14 protein-coding genes are annotated in these 12,772 nt (G+C 76.1%); 6 read left to right on the top strand and 8 right to left on the bottom strand.

What is annotated here, in order from left to right; genetic code table 11:
* Positions 1–3 precede the first annotated feature (3 nt).
* Positions 4–513, bottom strand: a complete 510-nt coding sequence (locus ACI79O_RS14185; RefSeq protein WP_456873908.1) for a DinB family protein — start codon at positions 511–513, stop codon at positions 4–6.
* A gap of 22 nt (positions 514–535) precedes the next feature.
* The gene (locus ACI79O_RS14180; RefSeq protein WP_456914471.1) at positions 536–2,038 is read right to left on the bottom strand and encodes a phytoene desaturase family protein; all 1,503 of its coding nucleotides are present in this window, start codon (positions 2,036–2,038) and stop codon (positions 536–538) included.
* Between the two features lie 135 nt (positions 2,039–2,173).
* On the opposite strand from ACI79O_RS14180, the gene ACI79O_RS14175 reads away from it, so the two are divergent.
* A complete protein-coding gene (locus ACI79O_RS14175) occupies positions 2,174–2,551 on the top strand; it encodes a hypothetical protein (RefSeq protein ID WP_456888522.1) in 378 nt (125 codons plus the stop codon).
* Between the two features lie 85 nt (positions 2,552–2,636).
* Positions 2,637–3,320: a DUF6766 family protein gene (locus ACI79O_RS14170; RefSeq protein WP_456888521.1), complete on the top strand. Its 684-nt coding sequence runs from the start codon at positions 2,637–2,639 to the stop codon at positions 3,318–3,320.
* Here ACI79O_RS14170 and ACI79O_RS14165 read toward each other — a convergent pair.
* From ACI79O_RS14165 to glgA, 5 genes are all read right to left on the bottom strand, one after another.
* Entirely contained in the window at positions 3,317–4,384 is a 1,068-nt protein-coding gene (locus ACI79O_RS14165; protein ID WP_456914470.1) for a spore photoproduct lyase family protein, read from the bottom strand. The two genes, ACI79O_RS14170 and ACI79O_RS14165, sit on opposite strands and share 4 nt — an antisense overlap.
* 121 nt (positions 4,385–4,505) lie before the next feature.
* Entirely contained in the window at positions 4,506–5,240 is a 735-nt protein-coding gene (locus ACI79O_RS14160; protein WP_456888517.1) for a GAF domain-containing protein, read from the bottom strand.
* Between the two features lie 38 nt (positions 5,241–5,278).
* Positions 5,279–6,364 carry a hypothetical protein gene (locus ACI79O_RS14155; RefSeq protein ID WP_456914469.1) on the bottom strand — a complete coding sequence of 362 codons (1,086 nt, stop codon included), beginning with the start codon at positions 6,362–6,364 and terminating at the stop codon, positions 5,279–5,281.
* A complete protein-coding gene (locus ACI79O_RS14150) occupies positions 6,361–7,566 on the bottom strand; it encodes a PP2C family protein-serine/threonine phosphatase (protein WP_456888512.1) in 1,206 nt (401 codons plus the stop codon). The genes ACI79O_RS14155 and ACI79O_RS14150 overlap by 4 nt, the downstream gene beginning before the upstream one ends.
* Before the next feature lie 57 nt (positions 7,567–7,623).
* Positions 7,624–8,796 carry a glycogen synthase gene (glgA, locus tag ACI79O_RS14145; RefSeq protein WP_456914468.1) on the bottom strand — a complete coding sequence of 391 codons (1,173 nt, stop codon included), beginning with the start codon at positions 8,794–8,796 and terminating at the stop codon, positions 7,624–7,626.
* A gap of 62 nt (positions 8,797–8,858) precedes the next feature.
* Between glgA and glgC the strand changes: the two genes are divergently transcribed.
* Together glgC and ACI79O_RS14135 are read left to right on the top strand one after the other, a co-directional pair.
* Positions 8,859–10,079, top strand: a complete 1,221-nt coding sequence (gene glgC, locus ACI79O_RS14140) for a glucose-1-phosphate adenylyltransferase (protein ID WP_456888506.1) — start codon at positions 8,859–8,861, stop codon at positions 10,077–10,079.
* Positions 10,080–10,140: 61 nt separating this feature from the next.
* Positions 10,141–10,704 (top strand): 2'-5' RNA ligase family protein, encoded by a 564-nt coding sequence (locus ACI79O_RS14135; RefSeq protein WP_456914467.1) that lies wholly within the window; start codon positions 10,141–10,143, stop codon positions 10,702–10,704.
* Between the two features lie 3 nt (positions 10,705–10,707).
* Here ACI79O_RS14135 and ACI79O_RS14130 read toward each other — a convergent pair whose 3' ends face one another.
* The gene (locus ACI79O_RS14130; protein ID WP_456914492.1) at positions 10,708–11,367 is read right to left on the bottom strand and encodes an O-methyltransferase; all 660 of its coding nucleotides are present in this window, start codon (positions 11,365–11,367) and stop codon (positions 10,708–10,710) included.
* Between the two features lie 195 nt (positions 11,368–11,562).
* Here ACI79O_RS14130 and sigE point away from each other — a divergent pair, with 195 nt between their 5' ends.
* Positions 11,563–12,153, top strand: a complete 591-nt coding sequence (sigE, locus tag ACI79O_RS14125) for an RNA polymerase sigma factor SigE (RefSeq protein WP_456914466.1) — start codon at positions 11,563–11,565, stop codon at positions 12,151–12,153.
* On the top strand, positions 12,150–12,731 hold the full coding sequence (locus tag ACI79O_RS14120) for an anti-sigma factor family protein (protein WP_456888501.1): 582 nt from the start codon (positions 12,150–12,152) through the stop codon (positions 12,729–12,731). The genes sigE and ACI79O_RS14120 overlap by 4 nt, the downstream gene beginning before the upstream one ends.
* Positions 12,732–12,772 lie beyond the last annotated feature (41 nt).

Genomic DNA, 12,772 nt, shown 5'->3' with positions numbered 1-12,772 from the left:
GGCTCACTCGCCGACCGCGCCGTCGACCGCCTCCCGGAGCAGGTCGGCGTGCCCGTTGTGCCGGGCGGTCTCCTCGACCAGGTGCAGCAGCATCCAGCGCAGGCTGAACGCACCGCCGTTGCGCAGCGGGACCGCCGACAGCGCGTCGAGGTCCCCGGTGGCGGCGACCACGGCGTCGGTGCGCCGGCCGGCCTCCCGGTAGCGCTCGCGCAGCGCCTCGGGCTCCAGGCCCAGGGCCTCGTCGAACTCCCAGTCCGGCGTCGCGTCCCAGTCGACGTCGGCCCACGGCTCGGGGATGCGCTCCCCGGAGAACCGCTCCACGGCCCAGCTCTCCTCCACCAGCGCCAGGTGGTAGAGCAGGCCGGCCAGGGTCAGCGAGGACGGCGGGTGCGTCCGGCCCAGCTGCTCGCGGGTCAGACCCTCGGTCTTGTGCAGGAGCGTCTCCCGCTGGTAGGCGAGGAAGCCGGTCAGCTGCACGGTCTCGGACGCGTTCTCGGGCGGGTCGGTGCGCACCGGGGAACCCTCGCACGTGCGGTCAGGCGGGCCCGACCAGCCCCGCGACGATCTCGGCGGACAGGGTGACCAGCGGCAGCCCGCCCCCGGGGTGGGAGGAGCCGCCGACCAGGTAGAGCCCCCGCACCGGCGCGGCGTTGCCCGGCCGGAGGAACGCCGCGCGTGCGCCGTTGCTCGACGTGCCGTAGATCGAGCCACCGACGCTGCCGGTCTCCCGGGCCAGGTCGGCCGGCGTGCGGGCCACGCACCAGCGCACCCGGTCGCGCACGTCGAGCCCGCGCGCGGCCATGGCCTTCAGCACCCGGGTGGCGTAGCGGTCGGACAGTCCGGGGGCGTCCCAGTCGACGCCGGCGTCGGGGTCGTGGCGCGGCGCGTTGACCAGGACGAACCAGGACTCGCTGTCGTCGTCGGGCCGGGTGGCGGGGTCGTCGGGCGCGCTGACGTAGATGGTCGGGTCGGGCACCGGGCAGGGGACGCCGCGGTGCCGGCCGGTGCCGAAGACGGCGTCGAACTCCGCGTCGTAGTCGGCCGGGAAGGCGACGGTGTGGTGCGCCAGGCCGGGCGTGCGGCCGCGCAGCGCCAGCAGCAGCACGAACCCCGACAGCGACGGCGTGGCCCGGGTCAGGCCGCGCCGCACCGCGCGGGTGCGCCGGGAGGGCGGCAGCAGCCCGGCGTAGAGGGCGGTGGCGTCGGCGCCGGACACCACGACGTCGGCGGTCACCTCCCCGCCGTCGGCGAGCTCCACCCCCGACACCCGGCCGCCGTCGCTGAGCACCCGCCGCACCGGCGTGCCGGTGCGCACCTCGGCCCCGCGCTCGCGCGCCCGGTCGGCCACCGCGGTGGCCAGCCGGTGCAGCCCGCCGCGGACGTACCAGGAGCCGAAGGCCTGCTCCACCCACGGCACGGTGGCCAGCACCGCCGGCGCCCGCCGGGGATCGGAGCCGGAGTAGGTGGCGTAGCGGTCGAGCAGCACCCGCAGCCGCGGGTCGCGCAGGTGCCGGGCGCCCAGGCCGCGCAGCGTCTGCCAGGGGGCCACGGTGCCGACGTCGGCGGGGTCGCGGGCCAGCCGGGCGAGGGTCGCGGCCCCGCGCAGCGGCGAGCGCAGGAACGGCTGCTCGGTGATCGCCCACATCGCCTCGGCGCGGTCGAGCAGGGCCCGCCACTGCGCGCCCGCGCCGTCACCGAGCGCCGCGTCGAGCGCGGCCGGCACCGCCTCGAGGGAACCGGGCACGGCCAGCCGGGTGCCGTCGGCGAACCGGTAGGCGACGGCGGGGTCGAGCCGGACCAGGTCGACGGCGTCCTCCAGCGGGCCGCCGGTGGCGTCGAACAGGTCCTGCAGCACCTGCGGCAGCGTGACCAGGCTGGGGCCGGTGTCGAAGGCGTGCCCGTCGCGCTCGTACCAGCCGAGCTTGCCGCCCACGGTGTCGGCCTGCTCCAGCACCGTGACCCCGTGGCCCAGCGCGGCCAGCCGGGCCGCCGCGGCCAGGCCGCCGAGCCCGGCACCGACGACCACCACCCGCGCCACGCCGTCACCGTAGTGCTCGACCCCGCGACCCGATCGGGTGATCACCAGGAGTGGCGGCCCCTTCTGTCGGGGAACAGGATCGGACCCGGACGCGGAGCAGACGCGGCCCCCGGGGACGGGAGGAGGCGGCGATCCGTGCGTGCGACAGCGCTGTGGCCGGCCCTCGGTGCCCTGCTGCTGAGCGGGTGCTCCGACGTGCACCTGCCCGCCGTGGAGCAGGTGGCCGGGGACTTCGCCGCCGGCGACTCCGTCGTCCGCTGCACACTCCTGACCGAGGCCGCGGTCTCCAGCCTCGAGCACGAGGAGCCGACCGGCTGCGCCACGGCGCTCGAGGACCTGGAGCTCGGCCGCGGCGACGTGGTGTCGGCCCAGGTCTGGGGCTCGGAGGCGCAGGTGCGCCTGGACGACGACACGCTGTTCCTCACCGAGACCGCCGACGGCTGGCGGGTCGCCGCGGCCGGGTGCGCGCCCTCGGACGAGGACCGCTACGACTGCCTGGTGGAGGGCTCGTGAACGCCGTCCGTGCCGTGTTCCTGGGCTACCTGCTGACCGTCCTCGGCGGCGTCGCCTACTGCGTCGTGCTGGCGCTGCTCGGGCGGTGAGCGACGTGCGACGGGTGCTGCGCGACAACGGGCTCAGCCTGGCGTTCGGTGCGCTGTTCCTCGCCACACTCGTCGGCCAGGCGGTCGCCGGCGCCGCGGAGGAGAACGAGCAGCGCCTCGACCAGGGCCTCGACCCGCTGCCGCTGGCCGACTACGTCACCTCGTCGTCGTTCGCCGTCGACGTCATGGAGAACTGGCAGTCGGAGTACCTGCAGTTCTTCCTCTACGTGTTCGCGACCGTGTGGCTGGTCCAGCGCGGCTCGGCGGAGTCCAAGGAGCTGCACGAGGTCGGCACCGAGAGCGACGAGGAGCAGCGGATGGGCGCGCACGCCCGCGCCGACTCGCCGCCGTGGGTGCGCGCCGGCGGCTGGCGGGCCGGCCTGTTCTCCCGCTCGCTGGGCCTGCTGATGGGCGCGCTGTTCCTGCTCACCTGGGCGGCGTCGTCGATCGCCGGGTGGACGGCGTACAACACCGAACAGCTGCAGTCGCACGCCGACCCCGTCAGCTGGGTCGGCTACCTGGGCCGGGCCGACTTCTGGAGCCGCACCTTCCAGAACTGGCAGTCGGAGATGCTCGCCGTGGGCTCGATGGCGGTGTTCGCCGTCTACCTGCGCCAGCGCGGCTCACCGGAGTCCAAGCCGGTGGGCGCCGCGCACGGGGACACCGGCGAGACGGGCTAGAAGGCGTACCGCACCCGCAGCCACGGCGCGTGGTGGGCGATGAGCTCCTGCAGCCGCTCGACGCCGGCCCGCTTCACGTCGTTCCGGTAGCGGACGTTCCACTGGCCGTTCTGGCTGCGCTTGGGCTGCTGGAGGCCGGGCCGCCACAGCAGGTCCTCGGCCTTCGGGTGCCAGCCGAGGTTGACCTCGTGCAGGTCCCGGTTGTGAGTCAGCATGATCACCTCGGCCGCGGCCTGCGCCTTGGCGGCGGGGGACAGGGTGTCGTCCAGGCGGCGCAGCAGCTCGGCCCAGTCGGCCTCCCAGCCGTCGCGCAGGACGACCGGCGAGAGGTTGAGGTGGACCTCGTAGCCGGCCTCGACGAAGTCGTCGACGGCGGCGATGCGGTCGGGGACGCGGCTGGTGCGGACGTCGACCACCCTCGAGTCGGCGTCGGGCATCAGCGAGAACCGCACGCGGGTGCGGCCCCGCGGGTCGAGGTCGAGCAGCTGCCGGTTGACGTACTTGGTGGCGAACGACGCCTTGGCGGTCGGCAGCTCGCGGAAGGTGGCCACCAGGTCGGCCACGTTGTCACTGACCAGCGCGTCCACCGAGCAGTCGCTGTTCTCCCCGATGTCGTAGACCCAGCTCACCGGGTCGCACTGGTCGGGCTCGGTCTTGACGCCCTGCCGGGCGACGTGCCGGCGCAGGTAGCCGGTGATCTGCTCGATGTTGGTGAAGACGGTGATCGGGTTGGCGTAGCCCTTGCGCCGCGGGACGTAGCAGTAGGCACACGCCATCGCGCAGCCGTTCGCGGTCGAGGGCGCGATCCAGTTCGACGAGCGGCCGTTGGGCCGGGCCGACAGGGACTTCTTGACCCCGAGCACCAGCGTCTCGGTCTTGACCCGCACCCACCGCTCGACGTTGCCCCCGTTGCCGTGGAGCTCGGGGATCTGCCAGTGCGAGGGCACCTCGACCACCTCGGCGCCGGGGAAGCGCGCCAGCACCTCACGGCCGCGGACGGAGTCGAGGGCCGCGGGCTCGGCGTAGACGGTGCGCACGTCGAGCAGACGGGTGGGGGAGGGCACGGGGGACGGCGCTGCAGCGGGGACGGCGGACGGCGAGGGCGCGGCGGTCACGGGAGGTGCAGCGATCCGCGTCGACCGCCACTTCCCGCCCTGACCTGCGGGAACGGTCACACGCGACGGCTCAGGCGGCGGGGCCGGTGCCGAGGTCCTCGACCCGCAGGCGGCCCTCCTCGAGGTCCTCGGCGACGTCCTCGACGGTCCGCCCGCCGACGTAGGCGGCGCCCCGCAGCAGCGCCAGTGCGCTCGCCGGGTCGGTCTCCAGCGCCATCGCCGTGCGGCCCGCGGCCCGCAGCACCGCGGCCCTGCGGCGGGCCTCCGGGCCGTGCAGCCAGGCCGGTCCGCGCTCGGCCGGCCAGTCCGACCACACGGCCGCCTCGGTCAGCTGCGCGGTCACCAGCTCGCCCACGGCGACGGCGGCGAACACGTCGAGGGTCGGCACCGCCGTCTCGTCGGTGAAGTAGAGGTCGAGCGCCCCGGCGCCGGCGAGGTCCTCGCGCAGCGGGAACGCGACGACGGCCCGGAACGGGGTCTGCTCGGTGAGCAGGTCGGTGAAGGCCGGCCAGCGGCGGTGCAGGTCGGCCAGGACGGCGAACACCGGCAGCCGGGTCGTCTGCGCCTCCCAGCACGGGCCCGAGCCGACGGTGAACTGCAGCCGCTCGGCGCAGGCGGCCTCGACCGAGCTCGACCCCAGGGGGATCCGCCGGCCCGCGGCGTCGACCACCGACAGCCCCGCCGCGTCGACGCCGAGCGTCGCGGCACCGGCCCGGGCCAGCCGGGTCGGCAGCAGCTCGGCCGCCGGGGACTCGCCGGCGCTCAGGTGCTCGAGCGCCGTGGCGAACCGCGTGGCGATGGTCACAGGTCATCCTCCCTCCGCGCGGCGGAGAGGGCCAGCGCTCAGCCGGGGGTTCCCGGCCGGTGGGTGTAGGCGGCCTCGCGGACGGCGTCGTCCTCCTCCAGCCCGGCGCCCAGCGCGCCGCCGACGGTGGCCAGCGAGCTGGTCAGCCAGGCCAGCTCCAGGTAGTCGCCGAGTGCGGCGCGGTGCCCGAGCCCCTCGCCGAACAGCCCCGACGGCACCAGCAACAGGGAGCCGGTGAGGGCGAGGACGAACAGCGTGGCGTAGAGGGTGAGCACGCCGATGACCACGGTGGCGACCGTGGCCAGGTTGAACAGCGCCACCTGCTTGCGCACCCGCGGCGAGCGGGCCCGCTCCCACAGCCGCGCGCCGACGACCAGCGTCGCGCAGATGGCCAGCACCGAGCCGAGTCCCACCGCCGCCAGCCGGACCGGTCCGAAGCGGTCGGCCAGCCGCCAGATGTCCGAGGTGACCAGGGCGAAGACCCCCGCGGCGACCGCGGCGGTCAGCGCCCGCGACAGCGACGCGGTCAGCCGCCACGGGCGGTTGGCCCGCACCATGCCGACCAGCAGCCGCAGGTTCCCGGTGAGCACCCGCGCGGTGAACCCGATCCCCGCGTCGGCTTGGTCGGCGGCCAGCTCGTGCAGCCGCCGTCGCAGCCGCTCGGCGTCGTCCCCGCCCTCGCCCTCGTCACCGAGCAGCGCGCGCACCAGCCCGACCGCCGTCTGCAGCGCCCGTCGGCGCCGGCCGACCGCCCCCAGCGCCGGCAGCGACAGCACCGCGACGCCGTGCACCGGGCTGGCGTGCGCCACCACGGTGCGGCGGTCGACGGTGATCGGCAGGTCGGTCACGCAGACGGCGAGGTCCCACTCCTCGGCCAGCAGGCGATCGCGGGCCGCGGCGACGATCTCGGCGTCGTCGGCCGGCGGCTGCACCAGGCCGTCGACGACGACGCGCACGTCCCAGGCCACCTCGGTGTGCTCGGCGTGCAGCGCGCCGGCGAGGTCGGCGGCCAGCTCGTCGGCCACCTCGGCGGGCGCACCGGGGGCGGCCACCAGGCCGACGACGACGTCGGGGCGGGCGCGGACCCCCGGGCCCGGCCCGTCCCCGGCCGGGGCGGCGCTCACGGCTCGAGCGTGGTCTCGCGGCCGGTGCGCCACTCGACCATGACGATGCTGGCGTCGTCCTGCAGCTGCCCGGCCTGGTGCTCCATCACGCTGCCCATCAGCCGGCGCATCGTCTCCGGCGGCGGGTCGCCGGCGAGCTCGGCGCGGACGACGAGGTCGGCCAGCCGCTCCTCTCCGAAGAACTCGCCGTCGGGCGAGCGCGCCTCCACGACGCCGTCGGTGTGCAGCAGCAGCCGGTCCCCGGGCCGCAGCTGCACCTGGCACACCGCCGGGTCGGCCGCGAGCAGTCCCAGCGGGCGGGCCGGCGGGCACGGCGGCGGGCGCATTGGGACGCCGTCGCGGACGAGCAGCGGGTCGGGGTGCCCGCAGTTGACCCAGCGCAGCAGGCCGGTGTCCAGGTCGAGACGGGCGAGGACGGCGGTGGCGAACCGGCTGCCGGAGAACTGCCCGGCCACGACGGCGTCCACGGCGGCGGCGACCCCGGGCAGGTCCAGCTCCCGGCGCCGGGCGTGCCGGTAGGCGCCGACGGCCGCGGTGGCCAGCAGCGCGGCCGGCAGGCCGTGCCCGACGGCGTCGAGCACGAGCAGGTCGGCCAGCGGGCCGTTGACCGCGTAGTCGAAGGTGTCGCCGCCGATCTCGTAGGACGGCTCGAGGGCACCGGTGATCACCACGCGGTCGTTCGCGTAGGTCAGCGGCGGCAGCAGCTCCCACTGGACCTCCGCCGCCAGCGACAGGTGGCGGCGCCGGCGCAGCCGGGCGAAGACGTCGCTGTAGGCGTCGCGGGTGACCACCAGCTCGGCGACCAGGGAGGCGAAGGACCGCGCGTCGTCCTCGAAGGCCGGCGGCGTCTCCGTCGGCACGACCAGCTCCAGGACACCCAGCCGCTCGGCGCCGTCGAGCAGGGGTACCCAGAGGCTCCCCGGCCCGTCGTGCGGCGCGGACCGCAGCGGGTCGACCCGGCGGAAGGCCCGCCCGCCCAGCGACCCGTCGATGGTCAACGGGTGGCGCACGGCGACGCCCTCGCCGGGGACGGGCACGAGCTCGTGCTGCGCGTAGTCGGCCAGGTAGACCACCGCGTCCTGCGCGCCCAGCCGCCGGGCCTGCTCGGCCACCACGGTGCCCACCCGGTCGGCGGACAGCCGGTGCGACGCGCGCACCAGGGCCCGGATCGGGTCCTCGTCGGACGGCGTCGGGGGAGTCACGTCGGGACAGCCTCCCACCCGGCGCCGGGCCCCGCCGCCGGGCCCCGCCGCCGGGGATCAGCCGCGGGCGTCGAGCACCGCGGAGTAGACCTGCACGGTCTGCTGGGCGATCGCGGGCCAGCCGAACTCCGACAGCACCCGCTCGCGGCCCGCGGCACCCATCGCCGCGGCGCGCGCCGGGTCGGCGAGCAGCTCGGCGATCCGCGCGGCCAGGCCCGCCTCGAACGCGGCGATGTCGTCGGGGTGGTAGGGCACCAGCAGCCCGGTGCGCCCGTCGGCGACGACCTCGGGGATGCCGCCGACGGCGCTGGCGACCACGGCGGTCCCGCACGCGGCGGCCTCGAGGTTGACGATGCCGAGCGGCTCGTAGACCGACGGGACGACGAACACCGTGGCGCCGGTGATCAGCGGCACGAGCTGCTCGCGCGGCAGCATCGCCTCGATCCACACCACCCCCGGCCGGCGGGCCTGCAGCGCGGCCACCGCGTCGGCGACCTGCTGCCGCTCGCCCGGGGTGTCGGCGGCACCGGCGCACAGCACCAGGCCCGCGTCGGCCGGCAGCTGCTCGGCGGCCCGCAGCAGGTGGACGACGCCCTTCTGCCGGGTGATCCGCCCGACGAACAGCGCGTAGGGCCGGTCGGGGTCCACCCCGAGAGAGCGGACGACGTCGGGGTCGCGCACCGGCCGGTAGGCCTCGGCGTCCACGCCGTTGCCGACGACGTGCACCCGCGCCGGGTCGAGGTCGGGGTAGGCGTCGAGGACGTCGGCGCGCATCCCGTGGCTGACCGCGATCACGGCGTCGGCGGCGAGGTAGGCGGTGCGCTCCACCCAGGACGACAGCCGGTACCCGCCGCCGAGCTGGTCGGCCTTCCACGGCCGGCGCGGCTCGAGCGAGTGCGCGGTGACCACGTGCGGGACGCCGTGCACCAGCCCGGCCAGCAGCCCCGCGCCGTTGGCGTACCAGGTGTGGCTGTGCACCAAATCCACGCCGCCGAGCGCGGCGGCGATCTCGACGTCGGTGCCCAGCGCCTGCAGCGCGCCGTTGGCGCCGGCCAGCCCCGGCGGCACCGGCCAGCCGACGGCGTCGGCGCGCGGGCTGCCGAAGGCGTGCACCTCCAGGTCGGGCCCCGCGGGCAGCGAGCGCAGCGCCGCGACCAGGTGCTCCACGTGCACCCCGGCGCCGCCGTAGACGTCGGGGGGCCACTCGCGCGTGACGATGCCGATGCGCACGGCCGTCACCCTAGGGGGGACGGTGAGGGGCCGCCGGACGCGGAAGCGGCTAGGTTTCCCCCATGCGTGGGGGTCCCCGGGTGCTCGGCATCGTCCTGGCCGGTGGTGAGGGCAAGCGGCTGGCACCGCTGACCGCTGACCGGGCCAAACCGGCCGTACCCTTCGGCGGCAACTACCGGCTGGTCGACTTCGTGCTGTCCAACCTGGTGAACGCCGAGATCCGGCAGATCGCGGTGCTCACGCAGTACAAGAGCCACAGCCTCGACCGGCACATCACCACCACCTGGCGGATGTCACAGCTGCTCGGCAACTACATCACCCCGGTGCCGGCCCAGCAGCGGCTCGGCCCGCGCTGGTACACCGGCAGCGCCGACGCGATCTTCCAGAGCCTCAACCTCATCCACGACGAGCGGCCCGACATCGTCGTCGTCTTCGGCGCCGACCACGTCTACCGGATGGACCCGGGACAGATGGTCGACCAGCACCTGCAGACCGGCGCCGGCGTGACCATCGCCGGGCTGCGGGTGCCCCGGCGCGACGCCACCGGCTTCGGCGTCATCGACGCCGGCGCCGACGGCAAGGTGCGCGGCTTCCTGGAGAAGCCGGCCGACCCGCCGGGCCTGCCCGACAGCCCGGAGGAGTCCTTCGCCTCCATGGGCAACTACGTGTTCACCACCGAGGCCCTGCTCGAGGCCCTGCGCGCCGACGCCGAGGACCCCGACTCGGTGCACGACATGGGCGGCTCGATCATGCCGATGCTCGCCGACGCCGGGCGGGCGTACGTCTACGACTTCTCCACCAACGTCGTCCCGGGGACCACCGAGCGCGACCACGGCTACTGGCGCGACGTCGGGACGATCGACTCCTACTACGACGCGCACCTGGACCTGGTGTCGGTGACGCCGGTGTTCAACCTCTACAACGACCGCTGGCCGATCTACACCCTGCCGCCGCAGCTGCCGCCGGCGAAGTTCGTGCTCGGCGGCCGGGCCGAGGAGTCGATGGTCAGCGCCGGGGCGATCATCGGCGGCGGGTCGGTGCACAACAGCGTCATCTCGCCCGGGGTGCACGTCGACCGCGGCGCCCGGGTCGAGGACAGCGTGCTGATGAACGGCGTGCACGTCGGCGAGGGCGCGTACGTCCGCCGGGCGATCCTCGACAAGAACGTCGTCGTGCCGCCGTGGGCCCGCATCGGCGTCGACACCGACGCCGACCGCGAGCACTACCACGTCAGCGCCGGAGGTGTGGCGGTCCTGGGCAAGGGTGCCCGCGCCGTCGTCTAGACGAAGGACCCTCGTGCCCCCCGAGAAGGACCCCGTCCCCCTCACCCCTCGCACGCTCGGGGTGAGCCTCCGGACGGGGCCATCCGCCGCTCGGGCCGGGCCCCTGCACGAGGGCCGTTCCAGCACGTCACCCCTGGTCGTCACGCTGCTGCTCGGCGCCGAGGCGCAGGCGCGCTTCGACCGGCTGCGCGCCGAGCACTTCCCGGCCGACCGCAACCACCTGGCCGCGCACGTGACCCTGTTCCACGCCCTGCCCGGGGAGCAGCGGCCCGCCGTCGACGCGGCGCTGGACCGGGCCGCCGACCGGCCGCCGTTCGACGTCGAGGTGACGGGCCTGCAGCTGCTCGGGCGCGGCGTGGGCTACCGGCTGCGGTCCGGCGAGCTCTCGGCGCTGCACGCCGGCCTGGCCGCGGAGTTCGACCCCTGGCTGACCCGGCAGGACCGCCAGCGCCTGTCGGCCCACGTGACCGTGCAGAACAAGGTCGAGCCGGAGGTCGCCCGGCGGCTGCGCGACCGGCTCGCGGCCGGCTTCACGCCGCACGCGGTGCCGGCCCGCGGGCTCGGGCTGTGGCGCTACCTCGGCGGCCCGTGGGAGCCGCTGGCCGAGCACCCGTTCGGGAGCTGACCGCTACGGCCGGCGGGTGGCCAGCAGCAGGCCCGCCCCGACCGGCAGGACGGCGGAGGTGAGGTGCTCGTCCTCGCGCACGGTGCGGGCCAGCTCGCGCCAGGCCACCGTCTGCGGGTCGCGGGCCGAGCGGTCGCCGATGCGGTCCCCGGCGAGCAGGCCGTGGCAGGCCAGCGTGCCGCCGGTGCGGACCAGCCCGACGACGGCGCCGAGGTGCGCCGACCACTCGGTCGGCGGAGCGGCGCAGACCACCAGGTCGTAGGCGCCGGGGGACAGCCGGGGCAGCACCTCGGCCGGCGTGCCGAAGATCAGCCGGGTCCGGCCGGGCGGGACACCGGCCTCGGCCAGGGTGCGCCGGGCCGCCCGCAGCTGCTCGGGATCGGTGTCGAGCACGGTGAGGACGCCGTCGGGGCGCATGCCGCGCAGCAGCCACAGGCCGGCCACCCCGCCGCCGCTGCCGATGGAGACCACCGTGCGGGCGTTGCTCCCCGCCGCCAGCACGGCCAGGGTGGCCCCGACCGCCGGCCCCACCGGCGGCGGCCCGCCCAGCGCGCCGGCCCGGGCGCGGGCGGCGGCGAGGACGGGGTCCTCGGTGGCGTACCGGTCGGCCCACGCGGCGCTGCCGGTGCCGCCCGTGTGCGACGGGGGTCCCTCGGCGCTCATCACCGGCCGAGGGTAGAGGCCGCCGGCGCCGCGACCCGGGACCCGGAGGTGTGACCCCGACCTGTGAGGTGCCTGTGAACGGGAACACCCGGTGATCCGCCGTCCGTTGCTCCCGTCGTGACACCCGAGCGTGCCGCCGTCCCCTCCCAGCCTGCGGGGGAGGCCGGCAGCGTGCGCGTCCGCGATACTGACGACGTGCCCGAGGCCCCCGCCACCGCCGACCGGCCGGACGCGTCCGGCGCCGGCGAGGTGTGGGTCGCGCCCACCTGGGAGCAGGTCGTCCGGGACCACTCCGCCCGGGTCTACCGGCTGGCCTACCGCCTCTCGGGCAACGCCCAGGACGCCGAGGACCTCACCCAGGAGACCTTCGTCCGGGTGTTCCGGTCGCTCGCTGACTTCTCGCCGGGCACCTTCGAGGGCTGGCTGCACCGGATCACCACGAACCTGTTCCTCGACATGGTCCGCCGCCGGCAGCGGATCCGGTTCGACGCGCTGCCCGAGGACACCGAGCGGCTGCCCGGCACCGCGCCCAGCCCCGAGCAGGTCTACGCCGACACCCACCTCGACCCGCAGGTGCAGGCGGCGCTGGACGCGCTGCCACCGGAGTTCCGCGTCGCCGTCGTCCTGTGCGACATCGAGGGCCTGACCTACGAGGAGATCGCTGCCACCCTCGGCATCAAGCTCGGCACCGTGCGCAGCCGGATCCACCGCGGCCGCGTGCAGCTGCGGCAGGCCTTGGCCCACCTCGCCCCGCGGGGGGTCGCGGCACCGGGAGCCCCGGCATGAGCCTGCCGGAGAGCCACCTCGCGCAGGAGGCGATCGCAGCCCTCGTGGACGGCGAGCTGGGCAGCGGCCCGGCCGCCCGCGCCGCCCGCCACCTGGCCGGCTGCGCCGAGTGCCGGATGCTCGTGCAGGCCCAGCGGGAGGCCAAGGAGGCGCTGCACACCGCCGCCGACGTCGCCGTCCCCGGTGACCTGCTCTCCCGGCTGTGCGCCATCCCCTTCACCGCCGACGTCCCCGGCTCCGGCGGCCTGGGCACGGTCGCCGCGGGGCCCGGGCAGCTGACCGTCACCGACTCGTCGGGGCGTTGGACCATCGCACTCGACGACCCGCCCGCACACGGCGCCGCGCCGCACCAGGCGCGCTGGCTGCGCCGCGGCGTGGCCGGCACCTTCCTCGCGCTGAGCGTGGGCGTCGCCGTGCTCGCGCTCAACCTGCCCGACGTCGGCACCGTCCCGCCCGGCCCGACGCCGGCGTCGGTGGCCGACGGGTCCGGTCCCGACGAGCGCACCGAGGTGGTGCCGCCGGTGGTGCGGACGGTGATCTCGTCCGCGCCGCACGACCCGGCCGGCGGCGCGCCCTGAGCCGCGACACCCGATCCCGCCGCACCGGCCTGCCGGGCCGG

The organism is Geodermatophilus sp. SYSU D00696, assembly GCF_054050235.1.
The sequence above is the reverse complement of the archived record's forward strand: the minus strand, read 5'-3'. Positions and strand labels throughout refer to the sequence as shown.

Excerpts from the sequence above, each read along its gene's own strand:
- glgC (WP_456888506.1), top strand. The coding sequence starts at position 8,859 with ATGCGTGGGGGTCCCCGGGTGCTCGGCATCGTCCTGGCCGGTGGTGAG.
- ACI79O_RS14130 (WP_456914492.1), bottom strand. The coding sequence starts at position 11,367 with ATGAGCGCCGAGGGACCCCCGTCGCACACGGGCGGCACCGGCAGCGCC.
- ACI79O_RS14120 (WP_456888501.1), top strand. The coding sequence starts at position 12,150 with ATGAGCCTGCCGGAGAGCCACCTCGCGCAGGAGGCGATCGCAGCCCTC.